22 protein-coding genes are annotated in these 23,944 nt (G+C 65.3%); 10 read left to right on the top strand and 12 right to left on the bottom strand.

Going from position 1 to position 23,944, the window contains the following annotated elements:
- Positions 1-26: 26 nt before the first annotated feature.
- The gene (locus DW352_RS23600) at positions 27-773 is read right to left on the bottom strand and encodes a 16S rRNA (uracil(1498)-N(3))-methyltransferase (protein ID WP_115693620.1); all 747 of its coding nucleotides are present in this window, start codon (positions 771-773) and stop codon (positions 27-29) included.
- Between the two features lie 191 nt (positions 774-964).
- Between DW352_RS23600 and DW352_RS23595 the strand changes: the two genes are divergently transcribed.
- Both DW352_RS23595 and ubiA read left to right on the top strand, forming a co-directional pair.
- The gene (locus tag DW352_RS23595) at positions 965-1,456 is read left to right on the top strand and encodes a hypothetical protein (protein WP_162827157.1); all 492 of its coding nucleotides are present in this window, start codon (positions 965-967) and stop codon (positions 1,454-1,456) included.
- Positions 1,453-2,373 carry a 4-hydroxybenzoate octaprenyltransferase gene (ubiA, locus tag DW352_RS23590; protein ID WP_115693618.1) on the top strand — a complete coding sequence of 307 codons (921 nt, stop codon included), beginning with the start codon at positions 1,453-1,455 and terminating at the stop codon, positions 2,371-2,373. The genes DW352_RS23595 and ubiA overlap by 4 nt, the downstream gene beginning before the upstream one ends.
- Positions 2,374-2,762: 389 nt before the next feature.
- Here the strand turns inward: ubiA and DW352_RS23585 are convergent, their stop codons facing one another.
- The 6 genes from DW352_RS23585 to DW352_RS23560 form a co-directional block, all read right to left on the bottom strand.
- The gene (locus tag DW352_RS23585; protein WP_245434230.1) at positions 2,763-4,034 is read right to left on the bottom strand and encodes an extensin-like domain-containing protein; all 1,272 of its coding nucleotides are present in this window, start codon (positions 4,032-4,034) and stop codon (positions 2,763-2,765) included.
- A gap of 317 nt (positions 4,035-4,351) precedes the next feature.
- Positions 4,352-5,326, bottom strand: coding sequence for a Bug family tripartite tricarboxylate transporter substrate binding protein (locus tag DW352_RS23580; RefSeq protein WP_115693616.1), 975 nt, complete (start codon positions 5,324-5,326; stop codon positions 4,352-4,354).
- Positions 5,327-5,941: 615 nt separating this feature from the next.
- On the bottom strand, positions 5,942-7,264 hold the full coding sequence (locus DW352_RS23575; RefSeq protein WP_162827156.1) for a GGDEF domain-containing protein: 1,323 nt from the start codon (positions 7,262-7,264) through the stop codon (positions 5,942-5,944).
- 162 nt (positions 7,265-7,426) lie between these two features.
- Positions 7,427-11,152, bottom strand: coding sequence for a methionine synthase (metH, locus tag DW352_RS23570; protein WP_115693614.1), 3,726 nt, complete (start codon positions 11,150-11,152; stop codon positions 7,427-7,429).
- Positions 11,153-11,166: 14 nt separating this feature from the next.
- Complete coding sequence (gene metF, locus DW352_RS23565) at positions 11,167-12,075, bottom strand: methylenetetrahydrofolate reductase [NAD(P)H] (RefSeq protein WP_115693613.1); 909 nt, start codon at positions 12,073-12,075, stop codon at positions 11,167-11,169.
- A 2-nt stretch (positions 12,076-12,077) separates the two neighbouring features.
- Positions 12,078-13,073 (bottom strand): ArsR/SmtB family transcription factor, encoded by a 996-nt coding sequence (locus DW352_RS23560; RefSeq protein WP_115693612.1) that lies wholly within the window; start codon positions 13,071-13,073, stop codon positions 12,078-12,080.
- A 209-nt stretch (positions 13,074-13,282) separates the two neighbouring features.
- On the opposite strand from DW352_RS23560, the gene tsaA reads away from it, so the two are divergent.
- The 3 genes from tsaA to DW352_RS23545 all read left to right on the top strand — a co-directional run bounded on the left by tsaA (position 13,283) and on the right by DW352_RS23545 (position 15,942).
- Positions 13,283-13,783 carry a tRNA (N6-threonylcarbamoyladenosine(37)-N6)-methyltransferase TrmO gene (gene tsaA / locus DW352_RS23555; protein ID WP_115693611.1) on the top strand — a complete coding sequence of 167 codons (501 nt, stop codon included), beginning with the start codon at positions 13,283-13,285 and terminating at the stop codon, positions 13,781-13,783.
- 177 nt (positions 13,784-13,960) lie between these two features.
- Positions 13,961-14,737, top strand: coding sequence for a L,D-transpeptidase (locus DW352_RS23550; RefSeq protein ID WP_245434229.1), 777 nt, complete (start codon positions 13,961-13,963; stop codon positions 14,735-14,737).
- 278 nt (positions 14,738-15,015) lie between these two features.
- Positions 15,016-15,942, top strand: coding sequence for a ketopantoate reductase family protein (locus DW352_RS23545; protein WP_115693609.1), 927 nt, complete (start codon positions 15,016-15,018; stop codon positions 15,940-15,942).
- A 172-nt stretch (positions 15,943-16,114) separates the two neighbouring features.
- On the opposite strand, the gene DW352_RS23540 is transcribed toward DW352_RS23545, so the two are convergent.
- The 3 genes from DW352_RS23540 to DW352_RS23530 form a co-directional block, all read right to left on the bottom strand.
- Positions 16,115-16,501: a DUF4168 domain-containing protein gene (locus DW352_RS23540; RefSeq protein ID WP_162827155.1), complete on the bottom strand. Its 387-nt coding sequence runs from the start codon at positions 16,499-16,501 to the stop codon at positions 16,115-16,117.
- Positions 16,502-16,671: 170 nt separating this feature from the next.
- Positions 16,672-16,965 carry a hypothetical protein gene (locus DW352_RS23535; RefSeq protein ID WP_115693607.1) on the bottom strand — a complete coding sequence of 98 codons (294 nt, stop codon included), beginning with the start codon at positions 16,963-16,965 and terminating at the stop codon, positions 16,672-16,674.
- 268 nt (positions 16,966-17,233) lie between these two features.
- Positions 17,234-17,539, bottom strand: a complete 306-nt coding sequence (locus DW352_RS23530) for a hypothetical protein (protein ID WP_115693606.1) — start codon at positions 17,537-17,539, stop codon at positions 17,234-17,236.
- A 171-nt stretch (positions 17,540-17,710) separates the two neighbouring features.
- Here DW352_RS23530 and DW352_RS23525 point away from each other — a divergent pair, with 171 nt between their 5' ends.
- A complete protein-coding gene (locus DW352_RS23525; RefSeq protein ID WP_115693605.1) occupies positions 17,711-19,336 on the top strand; it encodes a DUF4403 family protein in 1,626 nt (541 codons plus the stop codon).
- A gap of 49 nt (positions 19,337-19,385) precedes the next feature.
- On the opposite strand, the gene DW352_RS26975 is transcribed toward DW352_RS23525, so the two are convergent.
- The gene (locus tag DW352_RS26975; RefSeq protein WP_162827154.1) at positions 19,386-19,616 is read right to left on the bottom strand and encodes a hypothetical protein; all 231 of its coding nucleotides are present in this window, start codon (positions 19,614-19,616) and stop codon (positions 19,386-19,388) included.
- Positions 19,617-19,771: 155 nt separating this feature from the next.
- Between DW352_RS26975 and DW352_RS23520 the strand changes: the two genes are divergently transcribed.
- Complete coding sequence (locus DW352_RS23520) at positions 19,772-20,491, top strand: response regulator (protein WP_115693604.1); 720 nt, start codon at positions 19,772-19,774, stop codon at positions 20,489-20,491.
- Positions 20,488-21,819 carry an ATP-binding protein gene (locus DW352_RS23515; RefSeq protein ID WP_115693603.1) on the top strand — a complete coding sequence of 444 codons (1,332 nt, stop codon included), beginning with the start codon at positions 20,488-20,490 and terminating at the stop codon, positions 21,817-21,819. Before DW352_RS23520 ends, DW352_RS23515 begins: the two co-directional genes overlap by 4 nt.
- Here DW352_RS23515 and DW352_RS27590 read toward each other — a convergent pair.
- Positions 21,797-22,264, bottom strand: a complete 468-nt coding sequence (locus DW352_RS27590) for a DUF6496 domain-containing protein (protein WP_210209887.1) — start codon at positions 22,262-22,264, stop codon at positions 21,797-21,799. The genes DW352_RS23515 and DW352_RS27590 overlap by 23 nt on opposite strands.
- A 24-nt stretch (positions 22,265-22,288) precedes the next feature.
- Here DW352_RS27590 and DW352_RS26970 point away from each other — a divergent pair, with 24 nt between their 5' ends.
- Together DW352_RS26970 and DW352_RS23500 are read left to right on the top strand one after the other, a co-directional pair.
- The gene (locus tag DW352_RS26970; RefSeq protein WP_162827153.1) at positions 22,289-22,783 is read left to right on the top strand and encodes a hypothetical protein; all 495 of its coding nucleotides are present in this window, start codon (positions 22,289-22,291) and stop codon (positions 22,781-22,783) included.
- Positions 22,784-23,190: 407 nt separating this feature from the next.
- A complete protein-coding gene (locus tag DW352_RS23500) occupies positions 23,191-23,904 on the top strand; it encodes a hypothetical protein (protein WP_162827152.1) in 714 nt (237 codons plus the stop codon).
- Positions 23,905-23,944: the final 40 nt, after the last annotated feature.

Genomic DNA, 23,944 nt, shown 5'->3' with positions numbered 1-23,944 from the left:
AACCCCGTCGCCGTGTTCGGCCATCGTCACGGCGCGTCGCGCCAATCTCCCAGTACCGCCTGCACCACGGCGAGCGCGGCCACCGCGGCGGTGTCGGCCCGCAGAATGCGCGGGCCGAGCGACAGGCGCACGGTGTTCGGACGCTTGAGCAGCGTCGCGCGCTCCGCCTCGGAGAAGCCGCCTTCGGGCCCGATCAGCACCGCGATCGGGACCGGCCTGCGCACCGCTTCGAGCGCGGCCACCGGATCCTTCACCTCGGCATCCTCATCGCAGAACACCAGCAGACGATCATCGGCGGCCGCCGCGCGCTCGAAGCTCAGAGGCTCGCCGATCTCCGGCACCGCCAGCACGCCGCATTGCTCGGCCGCCTCGATGGCATTGGCCTGCATGCGCTCGCGATTGATGCGGGTGACTTGCGTGTGCTGAGTCAGCACCGGCTGGATGCGCGATGCGCCCATCTCCACGGCCTTCTGCACCATGTAGTCGAGACGGGCGTGCTTGAGCGGCGCGAACAGGAAATGCAGGTCGCCCGGGCGCGGTTGGCCGCGCAGTTGCTCTTCGGGCGTGGCCGCGAGCGCGCGCTTGCCGGCGAACGTCAGCCGCGCGCCCCATTCGCCGTCACGCCCATTGAACAGCAGCACCGCGTCGCCGTCTTTCAGCCGCAGCACATTGGCGAGGTAGTTCACCTGCTCGCGGTCGAAGGCGACCGCCTGCCCGGCGGTAAGCGGCGCTTCGACGTGGACCCGGGGTGTGCGGAAATCGTAACGGGGCATCGGTTGGACTGGCGCTCGGTCTTAGGATTTTATATCGGTCTGACGGAGTATCGGCTTACGCAGCGGGACGGCTCGAATTACTGATTTTTGGCAACTGCCGCCTTCCCGACGCATTCGACAGGTTGTTATAAGCGCCAAACGAAGCGTTCGGCATGTATCATGCCGTGAGGGGACACTCGAAAGGATTCATCATGATGTTGCGCCGGGCCATGTGCATTGCCGCGTGCCTGGTTCCCGTTATGGCCGGATCGGCCGCGGCCCAGATGCCGCCGGCGGGTGGCGGACAGGCGCCGCCGTGTTTCGAGGAATTCGGCAAGCTGCGCGATGCCACCGAGAAGCGGGCGCTGGCGATCCGCGAAGCGAGCCAGCGCAAGGCCGATCCGAAAGAGGCCTGCGGCCTGTTCAACGCCTTCGTGGCAGCCGAGGCCAAGATGATCAAGTACGCCACGGACAATCAGGTCTGGTGCGGCATTCCGGCGCAGATCATCGACGGCATGAAGAAGGGCCACGTGCAATCGACCGGCATCCGGACCAAGGTCTGCAAAGCCGCTGCCGCGCCAGCCCGACCGGCCGCCCCGACCTTGAGCGACGCGCTGACCTCGCCGGTGCCTGACTCGAACAACATCAAGACCGGCCGCGGCACCTACGACACGCTGACCGGCTCGCCGCTCGGCTCGCGATGAGCGGCATCGCCGGACGGGTCGCCGATTCGACCGGCAACTGGGTCGACAGCCTCGCGCCGGCCGTCACGCGGCCCTATCTGCGCCTCGCCCGCCTCGACCGGCCCATCGGCTCGTGGCTGCTGCTGATGCCCTGCTGGTGGTCGGCGGGACTTGCCGGCATGCACGAAGGCCGCCTCCCGAGCCTGTGGCATATCGTCCTGTTCTTCGTCGGCGCCTTCGCCATGCGCGGCGCCGGCTGCACCTGGAACGATCTCGCCGACCGCAATCTCGACGGCATGGTCGAACGCACGCGCTCGCGGCCCATTCCCTCCGGTCAGGTGAGCGTGAAGCAGGCGCTGGTCTTCCTGCTGGCGCAGGCGCTGGTCGGCCTGCTGGTGCTGCTGCAGTTCAACGGCTTCACCGTCTTCATGGGCTTCGCATCGCTGCTCGTCGTCGCGATCTATCCGTTCATGAAGCGCATCACCTATTGGCCGCAGATTGTCCTGGGCCTCGCCTTCTCCTGGGGCGCGCTGATGGGCTGGCCGGCGGCGTTCGGCCGTCTCGATTGGCCGGCGGTGATCCTCTACCTCGGCTCGATCTGCTGGGTGATCGCCTACGACACGATCTACGCGCATCAGGACCGCGAGGACGACATGATGATCGGCATCAAGTCGACGGCCCTGCTGTTCCAGGAGCGCACGCAGCCGATGCTGGCGAGCTTCTACGCGGCCGCCGTAGTGCTGATCGCCGTTGCCGGACTGATGGCCGGCGGCGGCACGATCTTCCTTGTCGGCATGCTCCTCTTCGCCGCGCATCTCGCCTGGCAGGTCATGCGCCTCGACATCAACGACCCGGCGCATTGCCTGATGCTGTTCAAGTCGAACCGCGACGCGGGGCTGATCCTGTTCGGCGCGATGCTGCTCGACGCCGTCGTCTAGGCGACGCTCGAGCGCGTTGACCTGGGTCAACATCCCCCGCGCCAACGCACGTCATCATCGCGCTCGCTCTTCCCGCGTCCGAACGGACCGGCTTGTCAAGCAAATGGGAGGACGACCATGCCCGGACGGTTATCCGCCGGTGCGGCTATTGCCGCGCTATTCTTCCTGATTCACGCGTTCGCGCCCGGCGCCGCACGCGCCGAAGTTTGCTCCTGCGATCCTTGTCCAGGCGCGGCCCGCTGCGCCGACGGCTGCTCAGCCGTGTGCAATCTTGAAACCATGAAGTGTTCGAAGGCTTGCGGCAAGGCGACGTCCAACGCCGTCCGCGCGCTCAAATCGAAACAGCCGGTCGTCATCCGGAAGAAGTAACCGCGGCGCTTCGGCCGGCTCTAGTACGAACCGGTCATCCGGTCCTGGCCGCGCGTGGTCTTGCGTGCCGGCTTGGACGATCCGCCGAACAGGTTGGAGAACCAGCCGCCGCTGCTCTTGGCGGCCTTGGGCGCTTCCGGCTCCGGGACCGAACCGGTGGTGTCGTCGTCCTCGTCGGCGACGAAGCCGTCTTCACCCGGATGCGCTTCCGGCAAGCCCTTGATGAGGTCGCCGATCGAGATCTGCGCTTTGACCGAGCCGGTGTAGTCGCCCTTGCCCTTCGCGGCGTAGATCGCGCGCGCCTTGGCGGCGACGATCTCACCCGGAATGGCGTTGGGCCGGCACGGCCGGCGGCCCGACGCGCGGCGCATCAGGTCGACATGGATGTGGTTGTAGTGCGCGGCGTTGTAGCCGGGCGCCAGCACCGTGGTGAACGTGTCGCAGGCATAGAGCTGCACGTCGTGCAGGAAGCCCTGCTCTTCCGGCGTGCCGCGCCAGCCTTTCATCACCGAGATATGCCGGCCGTCGGCCAGCGTGAAGCCGGCGATGTCGAGCGCGTTGCCGAAGGCATGCTCGGAGATGTGGTTGGTGCCGGCGCCGACCATGCCGCGGCACGAGTAAGCGGAGATCTGTTTGATTTCGACCACCGGCTGGCCGAACCAGCGCATCGCCGCCGGCTGCACGCCGCCACTGACCCAGCGGTCGAGCGCCGACACCAGCGGGCAGGCAAGCGTCGCGGTGGGCTTGAGCGTGGCCGAGGGCGCCGGTCCCAGCGGCCGCTGTGGGCCGAGCGCCGGGCGCTGCTGCGGCGGCTGATAGACCGGCGCGTTGTAGGCGGGCTGCGGCCGCGGCGCGGGCTGACGGCCGCGCCCGGGCACCACGGCATCGTCGGGAATGTCGTCGGGCTCGCTCGCCTCGGGCTCCGACTCCGGCATGACCTGGGACGGCTCGGGCTGGGCGACGCCCGGCGGCGAGATCGACATCGGCTGGCCGGCGGGCGCCGTCGTTTGCGGCGCGTCGATGCCCTGCGGTCCGGGCACCCAGCGCATGCCCTGCCCTTCGATCGGCGGCGGCGCGGGCCGGCTCGGCGGCGGCGCGTAAGCCGGCTGGCTCGGCGGAAAATTCGGCATCGACCCGCGCGGGATCGCGCCGGGCGGGCGCAGTTCCTCGCCGGCATAGCCGATCGCGGCATTGCCTTCGCCGAGCGCCGAGACCTTGAGCGGGAAATCGGCGCCGCACATGCCGGGGCCTTCGATCGGCGAGATCTGCACGACCCCGCTGCCGATCTTCACGGCTCCCGACTTCAGGCAGCTGACCTCGGCTTGATGGCGCCAGGATGCGCGCTCGCCATAGTTCAAGAAGCCGCGGCCGCATCCGGCCACGGCCAGCAAAACGCTCAGCCCCGCGAGTGAAAGCCACGCACCACGCTTCATACTCGCGAAAATGCGAGCGTTACCGTTAATGAGCTATCAACGTTGATTGGGTGCGAATTTGTTAAGGCTAAGAAAGTGTTGACGCGCGCGCCACGGCGGCGGCCATGGCCAAATGAAACGACGCGGAAGCCGTTGTCCGGCTCCCGCGTCGCGACGTTACGCCAAGTGTCTGCTTGTTACTGCGAGGCCTTGATGCCGAGCGTCTGGCCGATACGCGCCACGGCGTCGCGCTGATCCTTGAGGTCGCCGGCAAACTCGTCCGCGGTGCCCGGATTGACGACCTGGCCGGTGAGGCTGAGCTTCTCGCCGACCGCCGGGTCGGACACGATCTCGCGGATGTCCTTGGCGATGCGCTGCTTCGCCGCATCGGGGAAGCCCTTGGCGCCGAGCAAGCCGACCAAGCCGTCGAACTCGAGCGAGGGGAAGCCTGCTTCGCGCGCGGTCGGCACGGCGTCGAGCGCCTTGGCATGCTGACGGTTGGTGAGCGCGAGCACCGTCACTTTGCCCTGCTGCACGCGCGGACGCATGATCGCGTAGGCGCCGACATAAGCTTGGATGCGGCCTTCGGCGAGATCGTTGATGGCCTGCACCGTGTCCTTGTACGGAACCTTGGCCATGTCGAGCTTCTCGGTCTTCAAGAACGCGGCGAACATCAGGTCGTTGGCGCCGGTGACCGAGGCGTAGTTCAGTTTACCGGGCGCGGCTTTGATCTTGTCCGTGAGCTCCTTCACGGTCTTCACGCCGAGTTCGCTCGGCACGCCGAGCGTGATCAGCGTGTTGGTCACGCGTGCGATCGGCACCAGGTCGTCCTGCCTGTAGGGCAGCGAGTCGTGCAGCAGCGGATGCGCGGTGAACGTCGACGCCGGCGCGAACAGAAGCACGTGGTCATCCTTTGCACCGACGACCGCGTTGATGGCGACGATGGCATCGCCGCCCGGACGGTTCTCGACCACGACCGGCTGACCCCAACGCTCGCTCAGCTTGTCGGCGAGCAAACGCGCGGTGATGTCGACGCCCGAACCCGGGCCGAGCGGGATGATGAATTTCACCGGGCGTGTGGGCCACGCGGTCTGCGCCTGCGCGGGCATGGCAACGGTGGCCGCAACAGCCGCGCAAGCGAGCGCAAGAAACGAGCGACGCAAAATGTTCATGAAGTCCTCCCCGACCTGTATTCCGGATTAAATGTTGCCGCACCAATAGCCGCCGTTTTGCGGTGCCGCAATACGGATTCTAATGCCGCGACAGCGAGGCACGTCCGAACGCACAGAGCTGACCCGCAATTCGGCGCATGCGTTTTTGCTGGAGCTTGCTGCCCACCATCGGAGAATAGCCCACTGGTCGACGCCAATCAGGCAATGAACGGAGTCTCTTTCCGCAGTGCACACACGTTTTGCACTGCCGTTTCCGCAGGCATGCCGGTTGATTTGCGCCGAGCATCAAGCAGTTGCCGGCGCCATACGCGGAACGCATGACGTCGGACGCATTTTTCCAGCGCCGAAGACTTAATGCGTTTCGGACCGTTGGCGCGGTGTGCTAGCTTTTAACCACGTCAACAAGGGAGGCGCTGCCGTGGACCTTGCCTTGAAACTGAATGTGCTCGCTGTCGCCGCCGTGTTCTGCTTCGTCGGCGCCGTGCTCTTCGGAGCCTTCTGAACCCGGAGCGCGAGATCGCTCCGTTTTTTTGCGCTCGGCGGCAGACCGAACACCACAGGCGCGCAGGCTTGGATGCGGACTCGATACGCTGCTACTTCGAGTTCGGGCCGATGTTACTGCACCTCGATCGCGCGCCCACGTCCGCTGCCGCCGACCACCACGCGGTTTCGACCTGATTTCTTGGCCTGATAGAGAGCCTCGTCGGCTTCCTCGACAACCGAAGCATGGCCGGCCGCTTCCGCAATTTCGACGACGCCGATGCTGATCGAGGTCCGTATGATCGTCCCATTAAAGGGTATCGACAGCGCGGCGACCGTCTCCCGGAGTCGTTCTGCGATTTCCTGCGCTTTGGCGGCGCCGGCTTGCGGCAATAGAACCAGAAACTCCTCGCCGCCGGTACGAAAGACCTTATCGAACGGCCGCACGTTCGTTTTCATCGCAACCGCGACGGCCCGGAGCACTACATCACCGGCTGCGTGTCCAAGTTCATCATTGATCCGCTTGAAATGATCGATGTCCACGGCAAGCAGCGCGGCCGTCTCGGCGTGCCGCTGCATACGGGCTTGAATATCCGAGAAACTCTCTTCAAACGCGCGACGGTTACTGAGCCCGGTCAAACTATCTTTGTGGGCAAGCTCGTCGAGAGCGGCCTCCGATTCACGAATACGGCCGATCATGTGATTGAACTCTTCGGCGACGCGGTGAAGCTCAGGCGGTAGCTGAATTTCGATGCGATGGGTGCGATCGCCTTCGGCAAATCGCGCCGCGCCCTCGACAAGACGATCCACGCTTCTGGACAGTATTCGGCCGATAATGATGACGCCTAGCGCCACGGTCAGCAACGAGATGGCGCCGGCGATTCCGGCGAGCCACAACGACCTCTCATAAGAGCGCACCGCGATATCGTGATCTTCCTCGATCCTGCCTGCGATGCTCGCGTAGACCGCGGCCAGTTTGTCGTTCGCTGCGGCCACCCCGCCATGATACCGTTGCAACGTGGCGTTTTTCTCGGCGTCACCTGCGCCGTGCACCACTGAAATCAGTTCCGTGGCATGGCGCTCCGCAGCGGTCCATTCGTTACGGGCGCGTTCCAGGCTCGCTTGAACGGCCGGCTCACCGCGCAGGGCGTCACTCAAGGTCGTGAAGCTTGTCTCAATTTGTGTCCGCAGGCTTCGGTAGGCCGAAAGGTGAACCGGGTCGCCGTCTTCGATGAACTCATCGACCGGCGCCAACGCCTCCCAAATCATGATGCGGAGTTTCTGCACCGGAATGATCTGCTGCCGCTGGCGGGAAGTGACGTCGTGGAACGGCACGATGACACCCCAGTTGAGCAGCAAATAACCGCCGGACGCCGATAGAACAATCGGCAGAAGGGCGATGAGCATACCGAGGCCCACCCAGAAGCGCAGAGACTTGGTCTTCAATAGCCCGATCAATGTCGGCTCCGCACATGAAAGTCAGGCAATTAGATATAAACGGCCCTCGTTTCTGAAACGCAAATGAAGCGGGCAAGCTGGTTAGCTCGCAGTAAACCCGGGAACACCTGCGGATCAAGAAAGACCCGCAAAGCGTCAGCCAGTGGCGAGTGGGAGCTACTGCTAAGCCGCCGCCTCGCTCGGCGTTGCGTTCGGGTTGTAGTTAAGGACCGGCGCCAGCCAGCGCTCGGTCTCTTCCACGGTCCAACCCTTGCGGCGCGCATAGTCCTCGACCTGATCGCGCTCGATTTTGCCGACGCCGAAATAGTCGGCGTCCGGATGGCTGAAGTAGAACCCGGATACCGCCGCGCCCGGCCACATCGCGAAGCTCTCGGTGAGCTTGACGCCGATGCGCTCGGCATCGAGCAATTCGAACAAGGTCGCCTTCTCGGTATGATCGGGCTGCGCCGGATAACCGGGCGCGGGACGAATACCGCGATACTTCTCCAGGATGAGGTCGTCGTTGCTCAGCGTCTCGTCCGCCGCATACCCCCACAGCTCCTGTCGGACACGCTGGTGCATGCGCTCGGCGAACGCCTCCGCCAGACGGTCGGCCAAGGCCTTCACCATGATGGCGGAGTAGTCGTCATTGGCCCGCTTGAAGCGATCCGCCACTTCGTCCTCGCCGAGACCGGCGGTGACGGTGAAGCCGCCGATGTAATCGGCCAAACCGCTGTCGCGCGGCGCGACGAAATCGGACAGCGCCGTGTTGTTGCGGCCCTCGCGCTTGGAAAGCTGCTGACGCAGCGAATGCAGCACCGTCAGCGTCTTCTTGCGCGTGTCGTCGGTGTAGACGACGATGTCGTCGCCTTGCGCGTTGACCGGCCAGAAGCCGACCACCGCGCTCGCCTTGAACCACTTCTCGCTGACGATACGGTCGAGCATCGCCCGCGCGTCGTCATAGAGCGAGCGCGCGGCCTCACCGACCGTTGCATCGTTAAGGATCGCGGGGAAGCGACCGGCCAGTTCCCAGGTCTGGAAGAACGGCGTCCAATCGATGTAATCGACGAGCTCCGCGAGCGGGTAATCGTCGAACACGCGCGTGCCAAGGAATGATGGCTTCGGCGGCTGATAGGCGCCCGACCAGTCGAGCTTCACCGCGTTGGCCCTCGCCGCGGTGAGCGGCAGGCGGGCTTTGTCTTCCTGCGCGCGCGCATGCGCGGCGGCGATCTTGGCGTATTCGCCGCGCACCTCGGCGATATAGGTCGGCTTCTGCTCGGACGAGAGCAGCGCTTGCGCTACGCCGACCGCGCGGCTCGCATCGGTGACGTAGACGGTCTGGCCGCGGCGATAATTCGGATGGATCTTCACCGCCGTGTGCACGCGGCTCGTCGTGGCGCCGCCGATCATCAAGGGCAGTTCGAAACCCTGACGCTCCATCTCGGCCGCGACATGGCACATCTCGTCGAGCGACGGCGTGATCAGACCCGACAGGCCGATGATGTCGGCGCCCTCGGCGCGCGCCACTTCGAGGATCTTCGCCGCCGGCACCATGACGCCGAGATCGATGACCTCGTAGTTGTTGCACTGAAGCACGACGCCGACGATGTTCTTGCCGATGTCGTGCACGTCGCCCTTCACCGTCGCCATCACGATCTTGCCGTTCGACGACGAGTGATCGCGGCCATCCTTCTCCTGCTCGATATACGGCAGTAGATAAGCCACGGCCTGCTTCATCACGCGCGCCGACTTCACCACCTGCGGCAGAAACATCTTGCCGGCGCCGAACAGGTCGCCGACCACGTTCATGCCGCTCATCAACGGCCCTTCAATGACGTCGAGCGGCCGCTTGGCGTTGAGCCGCGCCTCCTCGACGTCGGTCGCGATGTACTCGGTGATGCCGTGCACCAGCGCGTGCGACAGCCGGCTCTCCACCGGCTTGTCGCGCCAGGCAAGATCCACTTCCTTGGCCGCTTGGCCGGCGCCGCGGAATTTGTCGGCGAGTGCCAGCAGCCGCTCCGCCGCATCGGGACGGCGGTTGAGCACGACGTCCTCGCAGGCTTCGCGCAGTTCGGGATCGAGCTCGTCATAGACCGCCATCTGACCGGCATTGACGATGCCCATGTCCATGCCGGCCTTGATGGCGTGATACAGGAACACCGAGTGCATCGCCTCGCGCACGCGCTCGTTGCCGCGGAACGAGAACGACAGGTTCGACACGCCGCCGGAGATATGTGCGTAAGGCAGGTTCGCGCGGATCCAGCGCGTCGCCTCGATGAAGTCGACGCCGTAGTTGTTGTGCTCCTCCATGCCGGTGGCGATGGCGAAGATGTTCGGATCGAAGATGATGTCTTCGGGCGGAAAGCCGATCTGCTTGGTCAGGATGTCGTAGGCGCGGCGGCAGATCTCGGTCTTGCGCGCGAAGGTGTCGGCCTGCCCCTTCTCGTCGAAAGCCATGACGACGACGGCGGCGCCATAGCGGCGCACGGTCTTGGCGTGTTCGATGAACGCCGCCTCGCCTTCCTTGAGCGAGATCGAGTTGACGATCGGCTTGCCTTGCAGACACTTCAGGCCGGCTTCGATCACCGCGAACTTCGAGGAGTCGACCATCACCGGCACGCGGGCGATGTCGGGCTCCGACGCGATCAGGTTGAGGAAGGTGATCATCGCCTGCTCGGAATCGAGCAGGCCCTCGTCCATGTTGACGTCGATCACCTGCGCGCCGTTCTCGACCTGCTCGCGCGCCACCGTGAGCGCGGCGGTGTAGTCGCCGGCGGTGATGAGCTTGCGGAATTTGGCCGAACCCGTGACGTTGGTTCGCTCGCCGACATTGACGAACGGAATCTCGGGCGTCAGCGCGAACGACTCCAGGCCCGACAGGCGCAGTTGCTTCGGCACCTCCGGCAGCGCGCGCGGCTTCTTGCCGGCCACAGCCTTGGCGATGGCCGCGATATGATCGGGCGTGGTGCCGCAGCAGCCGCCGACGACGTTGACGAGACCGGCCGACGCGAATTCTTCGAGCAGCTCGGCCATGAACTCCGGGCTCTCGTCGTAATAGCCGAACTCGTTGGGCAGGCCGGCATTCGGATAGGCGCAGACGAAGGTGTCGGCGATGCGGCCGAGTTCGGCGACATGCGCACGCATTTCCTTGGCGCCGAGCGCGCAGTTCAATCCGATGGTGACCGGATTGGCGTGCTGCACGGCGTTCCAGAAAGCGCCCGGCGTCTGGCCGGACAACAAGCGGCCGGACATGTCGGTGATGGTGCCGGACAGCATCACCGGCACGTCGACCTTCAGCTCGTCGCAGATCTCGGCGATGGCATAAATCGCCGCTTTGGCATTCAGCGTGTCGAAGATGGTCTCGATCAGCAGCAGGTCGGCGCCGCCGGCGATGAGCCCGCGCACCTGTTCGCCATAAGCGACGCGCAGCTGATCGAAGGTGATGGCGCGATACCCGGGATTGGAAACGTCCGGCGAGATCGACGCGGTGCGGTTGGTCGGACCGAGCGCGCCGGCGACGAAGCGGCGCTTGCCGTCTTCCTTCTCCGCGAGCACGGCCGCCTCGCGCGCGAGCTTGGCGCCCGCCTCGTTCAGTTCGTAGACGATCTCCTCCATGCCGTAGTCGGCCTGGGCGATCGTCGTCGAGGAGAAGGTGTTGGTCGAAACGATGTCGGCGCCGGCGCGGAAGTACTTGAAATGGATTTCACGGATGGCGTCCGGCCGGCTCAGATTCAAAAGGTCGTTGTTGCCGCGCACCTCGCGGTTCCAGGCGTCGAAACGCGCGCCGCGATAGCCTTCCTCATCCAGCTTGAGGTCCTGGATCATGGTGCCCATGGCGCCATCGAGCACCAGGATGCGCTGCTTGAGCGCTTCGGTCAGGGCGGCGCGTACGTTGGACTTGGACGTCACGACAACAACTCCACTCAAGCGGCTTGTTCCACCGCCGGGCGCATGCCGAGCAGGTGGCAGATCGCGTAGACGAGGTCGGCGCGATTCATGGTGTAGAAATGGAAGTGGGTGACGCCCCGGTCGACGAGGTCGAGCACCTGTTCGGCCGCCACCGCGGCGGCGATCAGCTTGCGCGTCGCCGGATCGTCGTCGAGGCCGTTGAAGCGCTCGGCGAGCCAGTTCGGCACCGTAGCGCCGGCGCGCTCGGCGAAGTTCCTGGCCGACTTGAAGTTCTGCACCGGCAGGATGCCCGGCACGATCGGGATATTGATGCCGCGCGCCCGCACGCGATCGAGATAACGGAAGTAGAGATCGTTCTCGAAGAAGAACTGCGTGATGGCGCGGTCCGCGCCGGCATCGACCTTGGCCTCGAGCATGTCGATGTCGGCTTCGATGGTCGGCGAATCCGGATGCTTCTCGGGATAGGCCGAAACCGACACGTCGAAGTCCGGCGCGATGCGCTTGATGCCGGCGACCAGGGCCGCCGAGGTCTCGTAGCCTCCCGGATGCGCTTTGTATGCGGCGCCCGCGCCTTCCAGCGCGTCGCCGCGCAGCGCCACGATGTGACGCACGCCGGCATCGTGATAGTTGCGCACGATGCCGTCGATCTCCTCGCGCGTCGCCGCGACGCAGGTCAGATGCGCGGCGGGCGTGAGCGGCGTGTCGGAGAGGATGCGCTTGACCGTCGCATGCGTGCGCTCGCGCGTCGAACCGCCGGCGCCGTACGTGACGGAAACGAAATCGGGCGTCAGCGGCGCCAGGCGCTCGATCGAGTCCCACAAAATCTTTTCCATCGCCTCGTCCTTCGGCGGGAAGAACTCGAAGGAGACGTTGAGATGGCGCGGGTCGCGCTTATGGCGACTGAGACGGATTGGAGCATTCATGTTCACGCGACCTCTCGCCGAATGGGCGCCACCAATGTGCGCTTGTCGCGTGCGAGCCACAGCGACACGGCGATCTTTCCTTCACTACCCGGCTCGGGGCTGAGCGACTTGTGCAGCACCGGCTCGAGGCCGGAGGCCGCCATCCATTGCGTCACCGTCTCCGGCGCGAAGCCGAGACGGCGGTGCGCGAACTGTTCGCGCAGGAATTCCTGTTCGTGCGGCGCGAAGTCGACCACCAGCAGGCGCCCGCCCGGACGCAGCACGCGCGCGGCTTCCTTGATGGCGCGGCCGCCATCGTCGAGGAAGTGCAGCACCTGATGCAGGATGACGACGTCGAACGAGTCGTTGGCGATCGGCAGATCGTAGAGATCGCCCTGCCGCACGCTGCAATGCTTGAGGCCGGCGCGCTCCAGCCGGTCGCGCGCGAGCAGCAGCATGTCGAGCGACAGGTCGAGGCCGAGGCCGCGTTCGACGTGCGGTCCGAACAACTCCAGCATGCGGCCGGTGCCGGTGCCGAGATCGAGCAGCGAACGGAACGGCTTTTCGGCCAGCGCGTCCTGGATCGCGGCTTCCACCGCTTCGTCGGCGACGTGCAGATTGCGGATGCGGTCCCACTCCACGGCATGAGCCCGGAAATAGGCCTGCGCCGCGGCGGCGCGCGCCTGCCGCACCGACGCCAGGCGCTCACGGTCGCGGGCGATGACGGGATCGGCGTGGTTGAGCTTGTCGAGCAGGGCGTGGGCGAGCTCGGCGCCGCCGCCATGCTCGGCGAGGCGGAAGAACGCCCAAGTGCCCTCGCGGAAGCGCTCGATCAGCCCGGCCTCGACCAGCAGCTTGAGGTGGCGGGAAATGCGCGGCTGCGACTGGCGCAGGATATCGGTGAGGTCGGACACGGTCAGCTCGGCCTCGGCCAACAGGGCGAGCACGCGCAGGCGCGTTTCCTCGCCCGCGGCCTTCAGCGCCGCATTGAGAGCCTCGAATCCGAGCCGGCCGGTCATCACCTTCCCAATCGAAAGGCCGCCCCTTGGGCGACTTCCCACTATATAAAGATATCTTTATACCTTGATCAAGAGGTCAAGCGGGCGAATCTCGAGAAAATGGGTCGGTGCCAGCGAACCGTCCCGGAGCCTGCCCCCTCTGCGTTCGCGGCCTGTTTTGCTAGTGTTCTCATCCGTTAACGCGACTTAGTGGCGCTCAGGAACCAGCGATGAACATTAAGGAAGAATTCGGCATCCGCCCCGGCGAGAAGGCGGTCGAACTGCCGGCCCAGCCCGACGCGGGGGTCTATTTCATCGGCCGCATTCACACGCCCTGGCGCGCGCGCAAGGACTGTCCGAAGAACGCCCGGGGTTCGGACGCGGTCTGCACGGTCGCGCTCGACCCGCGCTTTGCCGACGGCCTGAAGGACGTCGGGAGCTGCAGCCACCTCGTCCTCCTCTACTGGATGGACAAGGCGCCGCGAAACCTCGTGCTGCAGTCACCGGCCCATTACGGCACCCAGCGCGGCACCTTCGCCCTGCGCTCGCCGGCACGGCCGAACCCAATCGCCATGAGCGTGGTGAAGCTTCTCGGGATCGAGGGCCCTACGCTCAAGGTGGTCGGTCTCGATTGCCTCGACGGCACGCCGCTGCTCGACATCAAGCCTTACTTCGCCTCGGTCGACAGCGCCCCCGAGGCGACGGTCGGCTGGCATCGCGACAGCAAGTAACGGCGGGTCTGGCCAGTCGTCGGCTGCGCCGCGAAACGGTATCCCGGCGCGACGTAACGCCGAAAAAGCCCTGGTGTTCCAAGCGGTTTCGCGCATTTGAGGGTTCCGTGATCAGGAACCATTGAACCTGTCCGCCGCTTCTCTCGACAAATGCGTAACTCAGTTGTCGAGGGTGCCATGTCCTCCTACCGCAAAATTCTAACCGCCGGTTCGTTCGCGCTGATCTCGGCCGCGTTCTTGAGCGGCCCCGTGCAGGCGCAAACCTTCTTCCCGTTCCTGACCCAGCCGGAGCCGGCGCAAGCCGCGCCGCAGCCCCAGGTCGAAGAACAGGCCGCGCCGATCGAAGACGAAGACGCGCAGCTGCCCGCGTACCTGAAGCGTCAGATCGTCGATTACAAAACCACCGAAGTGCCGGGCACGGTGATCGTCGATACGCCGCACACCTATCTCTATTACGTGCTCGGCAACGGCAAAGCCCTGCGCTACGGCATCGGCGTCGGCCGCGAGGGCTTCACCTGGTCCGGCGTGAAGCAGATCACCCGCAAGGCGGAATGGCCCGATTGGTATCCGCCGGCGGAAATGATCAAGCGCCAGCCTTATCTGCCGCGCATGACCAGCGGCGGCCCGGGCAATCCGCTCGGCGCGCGCGCTATGTATATCGGCAGCACCGAGTATCGCATCCACGGCACGAATTCGCCGTCGACGATCGGCAAGCAGGTGTCATCCGGCTGCATCCGTCTGACCAACGAAGATGTGATCGACCTCTACAACCGTGTGCAGGTCGGCGCGAAGGTGATCGTGCTGCCGCAGACGGTCGAGGCCAAGGCGAAGGTGCGCAATCAGCAGGCGCAGAATGAGCCGCAGCCCATTTCGCCCGAACGCGTATCGATGACGCAGTCTTATGCGCCGTCCGCCGAAAGCGCGGCGGCCCGCGCCTGGACGACCATCCGCTGATCTTACTTATCTGAATCCTCCAAGACTTCAGCCCGGCCTCGCGCCGGGCTTTTTTTTGTTTTTCAGCCGTCATCCCGGCGACCGGCGCGCAACCCGGGCCACGACGAGCCGCCCGCCGGCTGGTGGAAAACCGTGGCAAACCTGCCGCTTTCGCGGGGTGATAAAAGGACCGCACATCGGGCCGGGCAAATTTTTGTGATGCTGCCGATCACTTTTATCGGATAGCGGCGCCGGCGAGCTCCGGCTATCGTCGCGCGCTTTTCCGACGGAGGGTCTCGATGCGGATTGCGATCATGGCGGCCGGCGCTGTCGGCGCCTACTACGGCGCGCGGCTGGCGGTGAAAGGACACGATGTCTTCTTCATCGCGCGCGGCGCCCATCTCGACGCTATCAAAAAGAACGGGCTGAAGATCGAGAGTGTGCATGGCGATCTGCATCTGCCCAAGCCGAACGTCACGGACGATCCACGCACGATTGGCCCTGTCGATGTCGTGATCTTCGCTGTGAAATTGTGGGACACCGAACAGGCGGCCGAACAGACCAAGCCGCTGATCGGCCCCAACACCCGCGTCATCACGCTGCAGAACGGCATCGACAGCGTCGACCGCGTCGGCGGCATTCTCGGCCGCGACAAAGTGGTGGGCGGTTATGCCTACATCGCCAGCACGATCAGCGGGCCGGGCGTGATCAAGCATACCAGCCAATTCCATCAATTCCGTTTTGGCTTTGCCGACAACCGCCCCGATGCGACGCTCGACGCCTTTGTCGCCGCCGGCAAGGACGCTGGACTCGATCTCGGCCTGTCGACACATATCGAACGCGAATTGTGGGAGAAGTTCATCTTCCTCACCGCCATGACCGGCGCCACGGCGGCCTTGCGCTCCGGCATCGGCCCGATCCTCGCCGATCCCGACACCAAAGCGTTCTTCCGCCAGCTCATGCAGGAGGCGCTGGCCGTCGGCAAAGCCAAGGGTGTCACACTCGACCCGGCCTATATCGACGAGCGCATGACGTTCGTCGAGACGAAGACCGTGCCGACGATGAAAGGCTCGATGGCCAACGACCTCGATCGCGGCGGCCGGCTGGAACTTGACTGGCTCTCGGGCAAAGTGCGCGCGCTCGGCCGCGAGTTCGGCATCGCGACGCCGGCAAGCGAGACCGTCTACATCGTGCTCAAATTGCACCGCATGGGCACGCAGCACTAGGCGACATCAATTCAGGTTGAACCGCGTCGTACTCCGCTCATTCGCGCGCAAACGGGAATCCGCGCTGGTCCCCACTTTCGCGGAGACCAGCGGAGACAAGCCAGACTCGGGCAACCGCCCGCACAACACGGGTCCGGCATTTGTTCACACTTGAGAGTGACCGCGCGGCTCGCTACTTCAGCCGCTCGATGATCTTGTTCTGCACGGTCGGATCGTTCTGCGCCACCTGCAGGATCTTCGTGTATTCCTCGAGCGACAGCCCCTGATCGGTGACGGCCTTGGCCATCGCCTGCTGCGCCTCGTCGACGATGCGCTTCTTGTCGGTCGTGGATGCCGCCGCCAATTTCTCTTCGTAGCTCTGCCGGACGGCGGTGACGCCTTTAACCGCCGCCGCCGTGGCAGCGAGCTTTTGATCCGGTATATCGGCGGATGAGCCAGGCGATGCGGCCGCTGGCGGAGAAGCTGACGGCGATTGGCCCTGCTGGCTTTGCGCGTTCGCTGCGGACAGCGAGAGAGCAAAGGCCGCCGTTAGCGCAAGAATAGACAAAGAGGAACGCATGCTCGTTTCCTTTTCACGTGGCGCGAGATAGTCCGGCGTCGAAGCGGGGCGAAACGGACGCAACAAAATCGTCACCGCTCCTGCACCCCGTCGGCAGTGAGAACTTGCGGCGCACCGCGACCACGCATCACATCCGGTCGCGGCACGCTCGTACTCGATGAGGCAGAGAGCTAGTTGTGGCGAGCTTCGCCGAGCGACACGACAACGTCCGTCGCTTCGGGCGGATGAGGCGCCAGCTGCGCGTTGCCGCCGTCCGTCCAGTTGGCGAGAGACACGACCACGCCGAGCTGGCCGTCCTGCGCGCCTTGAGCAGGTTCAACGATATTGAGCCCGCCGCCGTCGATGAAATACGTATGATCGCCAAACAGCTGCGTAAGCTGCGGCATCACCGGATGATCGGCCGGAATGGCTTCCGACGGAAACTGACGTAGGGTTCGCTCGATTTGCATGGAGTTCAGCTTCATCGGGCTCTCCTCGGTTAGAGATTTTCATACACGCGGTGAGTCACACGGGAGTTCGTCCTCCCGATCCGATGTAGCTGGGACAGCACCATGCTCGATCAAGGGGGCGCGACGCATTCTCCCTCATTGCCCTGTAATGACCTCGCCTCTGACACGATGCGGACACCTGTTCGCGATGACGTCGATCATGGCGCGCACGAACGACGAACAAAAAAGTCCCGCCGGCGAACCGGCGGGACGTCGACGCGTCGCCAGACTGCGTCAGTCGTACTTACTTCTTGGCGTCCGAGCCGGCCGGCTTGGTTCCAAGGGTCTTCGAACCGGAGTGCGTGCCGCTCGCGCCCGAACCGGTCGTGCCCATGCTGCCCGAATTCATCGAGTCGCGGCCCATCGTGCTGCCCTTCGGCGTCGCCTTCGTATTGCCCGTCTCGGCACCAGCGCCCTGATCCGTCGGCTGCTGCGGAGTCGGGTTCACGCTCGGACCTGACTGGTTCGCCGGAGCAGGCGCGCTCTGCGCGAAAGCGATCGCCGGCGTCACGATCATCGAAGTGGCGAGAACAAGCGTCGAGAGTTTCATAGTGATAGCCTCCCTGTGTGCAATCAACATGAAGCAAACTCACGCGTGCAGTCGTCGGTTCCGAACATATATCGCATGCGTCAATGTCGAACGGCGCAATGGGAACTCGGAACTGGCGCGGCGCGCCCGATATCCTTAAAATTTGCCGGCACTCGAATCGGGGGACATGTCATGCGCGGCTTGCTCGAGCAGATCACCTACTTCGCGACCGCGCCGATACGTTGGTTCGGACGATCGCGCGCGTTCCGCCTGCTGTTCGTGGCCATCGTCGTTCTCGGCGGCTCGTTCATGGCCGCGAACTGGGCGCTCGATTATTTCCTGCCCGAGAGCCAAACCAAAGAGGTGCTCGCGAAAGTGCCGGCACCGCCGCCATTGCCGCAGATCGCGCGCGCGTCGCAAGTGATCGCGCCGGTCACCATTCCACTCGCCGTGATCCGTCAAAGTCTCGATAACACCACGCCGCGCGACTTGGCGGGCAAGAACGACAATCCTGTCAGCAATCTTCTGTCCAAGGCCGATATCGGCATCGCCATCTCGCGCGGCGCCATGGCCGTGACCGGCAAGCCCAACGAGATCACCATCACGACGCCGCTCAACGGCACGTTGAGCATCACCGGCCAACTCGCGACGCAGGCCGGCAACTTGGCCGGCACCATCTCCGGCCTGCTCGGCCAGTCTCTCGGGAAAGAAGTCGGCAATCTGGCGGGCAATGCGCTCAATCAGCGCGCCGACATCCGCGGCCAGGTCATCGTGCGGTCGAAGCCGGCGATCACCGCGAACTGGCGTCTGGAGCCGAATCTCGCGGCGCAACTCGCGCTCAGCGACAGCGCCATCTCGATCGCCGGCATCAAGATCAACACGGCCGGCGAAGCGCGCTCGTTCATCGACAAAGCCGTCAACGACCAAGTCGGCGCGTTGCAGAACCGCGTGCGCAACGATCCCTTCATCGAACAAGCGGCGCGCGAGCAGTGGACGCAGATGTGCCGCTCCATTCCGCTCGGCGGCGGCGCGACCGGTTTGCCGCAGTTGTGGCTGGAGATGCGCCCCGTGCGCGCCGCGGCGGCGCAGCCGCAGGTCGATGCCCGCAATCTGACGCTGACCATCGGCGTGCAGGCCGAAACCCGCATCGTGCCGGCCGCGACCAAGCCGTCGTGCCCGTTCCCGGCGCAGCTCGATCTCGTGCCGCCGATGGAGAACGGCAAATTGTCGGTCGGCCTGCCGATCGACGTCCCGTTCACCGAGGTGAACAAGCTGCTGGAGGCGCAGCTCAAGGGTAAGCACTTCCCGGAAGACGGCAATGCCCCGGTCGACGTCGAGGTCAAGCGCGTGACGCTCGCGGCCGCCGGCGACCGGCTGTTGATCGCGTTGCGGGTGAACGCGCGGGAGAAGAAAAGCTGGTTCGGTTTCGGCGCCGATGCCAGCGTGTTGATCTGGGGTAAGCCCGTGCTCGACCAGAAGCAGCAGATGCTGCGCCTGACGGAGACTTCGCTCGCTGTCGACTCCGAGGCGGCGTTCGGCCTCTTGAGCGCGGCCGCGCGTGCCGCCGGTCCCTATCTGGAAAAGGCGTTGGCCGACAACGCGGTCGTCGACCTGAAGCCGTTCGCCGCCGACGCCAAGAAGAAGATCGGCGAGACCCTGGCCGAATTCGAGAAGAACGGCGGCAACGGCGTCAACGTCAACGCCAACATCAACGACCTGCGCCTCACCGGCATCGCCTTCGATGCGAAGACGCTGCGCGTGATCGCCGAGGCCGACGGCACCGCCAAGGTCGCGGTGACCAAGTTGCCTGGGATGTGACGTCCGGCGCCGCGCACGCGGCACCGGATTATGCTCTCCGGCTAATCGATCACGCCGTATAATTACGACGAGCGAGTGGGTCTGCGGCATCGAGTTGCTGCCGCTCGTGCCGTAGCGCGACGACGACGCCTGCGCATCCTGAATCATCTTCAGGAAGTCCCGCATCAACGGCGCCACGCCGGTGTCGGTCGAGCTGCCGCTCTTCAACCGTGGCACCGGCGAGACCGACTGCATCGATGAAATCGAAGTCATATTCCGATACCTTCGCGGCGCCGGACATGCGCCGGCGCGCCGCAAAGAAACCGCGTTCGTGGTCGATGGGAACGTGTGTCGCCGGACCTCATTTGTTTCGCTTTGTAACGTGGCAAGAACTGGAAACATTCGGATACAATTCGTCCCGCGCACGCGCCCCGCTTCGCCGCTATCCGACATTGCATGAGCAAACAGCCCCACATTCTGGTCGTCGAAGACGATCGCGAGATCAGCGCGCTCGTTGCCCGCTATCTGCGCACCAATGAATGCCGCGTGTCGCTTGCCGCCAACGGCCGCGAGCTGGACCGTCTGCTCGACGGCGCCAAGGTCGACCTGATCGTGCTCGACCTGATGCTGCCCGGCGAGGATGGGTTGTCGCTGTGCAAGCGGCTGCGCGCGCGCTCGCCCGTACCGATCATCATGCTCACCGCCAAGTCCGACGAAGTCGACCGCATTCTCGGCCTGGAAATGGGCGCCGACGACTACATGCCCAAGCCGTTCAACCCGCGCGAACTTCTGGCGCGCATTCGCGCCGTGCTGCGGCGCGCGGCCGGCACCACCGCCGAGCCCACCGCCAACGGCGCGCGCATGCTGACCTTCGTCGGCTGGCAGATCGATCGCCTGCTGCGCGAGGTGCGCAATCCGGCCGGCGCGCGCGTCGCGCTCACCGACGCGGAGTTCGGCCTGTTGCAGGCCTTCTGCGACCGTCCGCAGCGTGTGCTCTCGCGCGATCAATTGCTCGAACTCACGCAAGGCCGCACCGCCGCCGCCTTCGAGCGCAGCGTCGACATTCTGGTCAGCCGCTTGCGCCGCAAGATCGAACCCGATCCGCAGGATCCGAGCATCATCAAGACCGTGCGCTCCGGCGGATATCTGTTCACGCCGGCCGTGGAAACCGCATGAGCGTCATCCGGCCGCGGTTCTTCAACCGCATCGGCGGGCAGATGGCGGTGGTCGTGCTGCTGTCGCTGATCACCATCCACGCGGTCGCCATCACCGCTTTCTACCTGAACCGTCATTTCGAAGGCGAACGTCCCCGTGACGAAAGCCCCGGCCAGTTCGAAGCTCTGGTCAAGCTGGCCGCGGCGGCACCGCGCGGCAGCGATCGCGACGCGGTCATCGCGCGCATCGTCCGGGCGTTTCCGCACCTGAGCATCACGCACAGCCAGGCCGGGCCGCACGTTGAATCGGGGTCGGGCGAGGACCCGCTCGCCCGATTTGTCGAGGAGCGTCTCGGCCCAGGCTTCCACGCGAACGTCCGCCATGCCGATGGCGCCCGCCAGATCTTCATCAGCTTGCCGGACGGCGACGGCATTTCCGCGCGGCTTTCGCCACCGCCGCAACGCCAGCCGTTCCTCGGCAGTCCGCTCGGCCTCACGGTGCTGTTCATCGTCGTCAGCATGTCGCTGCTGCTGTTCTGGGCGACGCGGGCCTTGCGCACGCCGCTTTCCGGCTTCGCGCAAGCCGCCGAGAGCTTCAGCCTCGACCGCCACGATGCGGCATTGCCGGAGCGCGGGCCGGAGGAAATCCGCGCCGTCGCGCGCGCGCTCAACCGCATGCGCGACCGCATCCGCAAACTGGTGGACGACCGCACGCGCATGCTCGCCGCCATGGGCCACGATCTGCGCACGCCGATCACACGGCTGCGGCTGCGCAGCGAGTTCATCCCCGACGAAGACCTGCGCAAGCAGATGCTGGCGGACCTCGACCAGATGAAGGCGATGACCGACGGCGTGCTGTCGTTCCTGCGCGACGGCCACGCGCACGGCGCCATGACCACGATCGACCTCGCCAGCGTACTGCAAACGGTGTGCGATCAGTTCGCCGATATGGGCCATGCCGTCAGCTACGCCGGGCCCGACCACGCGACCGTCGCGGCGCGGCCCGACGATCTGCAACGCGCTGTGAGCAACCTCGTCGACAACGCCGTGCGTCACGGCACCACCGTCGTGGTGCGGCTGACCGCCGGCGGCGACGGCGCCACCATCACGGTGGAAGACGACGGCCCGGGCATCGACGATTGCCGCAAGCCCGTCATGCTGGAAGCCTTCGTGCGCGGCGAGGAAGCGCGCACGATGGACGACCGCACGGGCTTCGGCCTCGGCCTGTCGATCGCCCGCGCCATCGCCGAAGCCCACGGCGGCGCGCTGTCGCTGCACGACCGCGTGCCGCATGGGCTGATCGCCCGCATCACGCTGCCGGCGGCGCTCAATGATGCAGCGCGTTCTTGAGCTGCTGCTTCGACATCTTCGAGCGGCCGGCGATGTGTTCGCGCCGCGCGCGATCATAAAGCTCGTCATAGGTCGGGCCGCTCGCGCGTGAACGGGCGCGGGCGGCGCGCTTGCCCTTGGCGGTGCGATGTCGCGCCTCTTCGCCGCCCATGGCGCGACTGCTCTCGCGCCGGCCGTGTGCGCCGACATGCGACCTGCCCTCTTTCTCCTGCTGCGCAGTCGCGCCGCGCGCTTCCTTGCGCTCGGTCCGCGCCAGGTGTTTGCGGTTCTCGCGCTCGCTTTCAAATTTCGAGGCGCCCGCCTCGTTGAGCGCGATGGCGATCGCCTGGCGGCGGCTCTTCACCTTGCCGCCTTTGCCGCCGCGGCCGCTTTTGAGCTCGCCGTGCTCGAACTCATGCATGACGCGCCCCATGGTCTTGCGTTGACGCGGTGTCGTTTGAGGCATCGGATTCCTCCGCTGGTGATACGTGTGGTTTATCTGATGTGCGTGACCCGCGAGGCGCTGCGCGCGACATCGGGCGGTCTCAGGTTGAACGCATCCGAAACGGCCGCTGTTCCACCGAAACCCGGCCAAGCCTGCGCCGAGCCTGCGCCGAGCCGGCACCTAGCCCGCACCATGCCGCGCGCATGCGGCATCGCCCGTATTCTTGGCGGCGCCGGGTACGCCGTAACCTTTGGGAAGCTTCTTCCTCCCTCACCGCATAGCGAGGGGATGGAGCGCCGCATGGCGCACCGTGTCGTGAGACCGCCGGCGAAGGCGGCCGCGTGCCTTGCGATCGGCACGCTCGCCACGCGGCGCTCCACCTGCGGCGATTTCTGTCTTCGGGTCCGCGCTTCAGCCGCCACCGCACCGATCCGCGAAGAAGCGCTTTGGCCTTTGGCCAGCCTTCTCACCGTGGACGCCAGTTCGGCTCATCGCCTTGTCGCGCCGCGGGCTGCGGATGTGGTCGGCGGCGGTTGCTAGCAGGCTCCCTGCGCAGGAGTCGTAGTGCTCCCAGGTCGGGTCCCGAAGCCTCCCGGGTGCATGCTTGCGAGGCACGCACGCGGGCGCCGCACTCACCGGACGCCGGGTTGCCCCGCCTTCCGGCCCCCATGCGCGATGCCTGTTCTCCGGCACCGCGCCATCGGGCTGCTCCACCTCAGGATCGCCTCTAGAAGCGCCCCTCACGAGCAGGCGAGAGGAATTTAGGCATAGACCGTTATAGGTCGTCAAGGATTATTTTCTTGTGGTCGCGCCAGCGGGAAGGCGCGCCGATCGCGTCCTGCCGAAGGTGGCGCACGACGCACCGATGAAGTGCGCTCAAACTTCTTCACTTGTCACGCGCCGCGCCGCGCCGATCATCCCCCGTCAGCACAGCGCGGAGCATGAACATGACGAAGATCGCGGCCCGACATCTCCTGGTCATGGCTTTCGCGGCAGCGCTCGTCGCGCCGGCCGCCGCACAGGACGCGCCAAAGCTCAGCGTGCCCGCCGCGCTGCGCAACGTGCGCTACTGCGAGATCATCGCCGTCAGACGCGAGCGGTTGACGCTCAATGTCGAGGTCTACAACACGCTGGGTCTGAACTTCTGCCCGGCCGAGGCATGGGGCAAGCTGGACGCCAAAGCGCTGGCGAAGGAGCGCAAGCTCACCGCCGTCAAGCTCAACGGCCCGCGCTATTGGACGATCGACATGATCGAAGCGCAGGGCGCGACGGCGAGCGGCAAAATCGAGCATTTCGGCGGCGTGCCGATGGTGCTGCGCGCGACGCTGTCGACCAAGCTCTGGCAGGGCTCGGTCGGCGACAAGTTCTACACGCCCAACGTCGTCAAGCGTACGACGGTGTTTCACTATCGGGCCGGCCGCCCGGTCTACGAGCTCGTCTCGCCCAAGGGCGAGGTCTACATGATGCAGTCCTACGCGCAGATCGTGGATGCGACGCTGACGATGGACGATTTGCCCAAGCTCGGCGAGCGCCTGAAGCTGCCGAAGGGCTGGACGTTTCGCACGCGCGTGTTGACCGACGACTATGCGCTGACGGCGGACGGCACGGCGTATGTGATCAATGACGAGATGTATAATTCGTATCAGCGGCAGACAAAGTAGCAGACAATGCGCCTAATATGCACGCGCAGAGGATTGCCTA

Origin of the sequence: Pseudolabrys taiwanensis (genome assembly GCF_003367395.1) — a bacterium.
Taxonomy (GTDB): domain Bacteria; phylum Pseudomonadota; class Alphaproteobacteria; order Rhizobiales; family Xanthobacteraceae; genus Pseudolabrys; species Pseudolabrys taiwanensis.
Note: the sequence above shows the minus strand (reverse complement) of the source record. Positions and strands in the feature narration are given on the sequence as shown.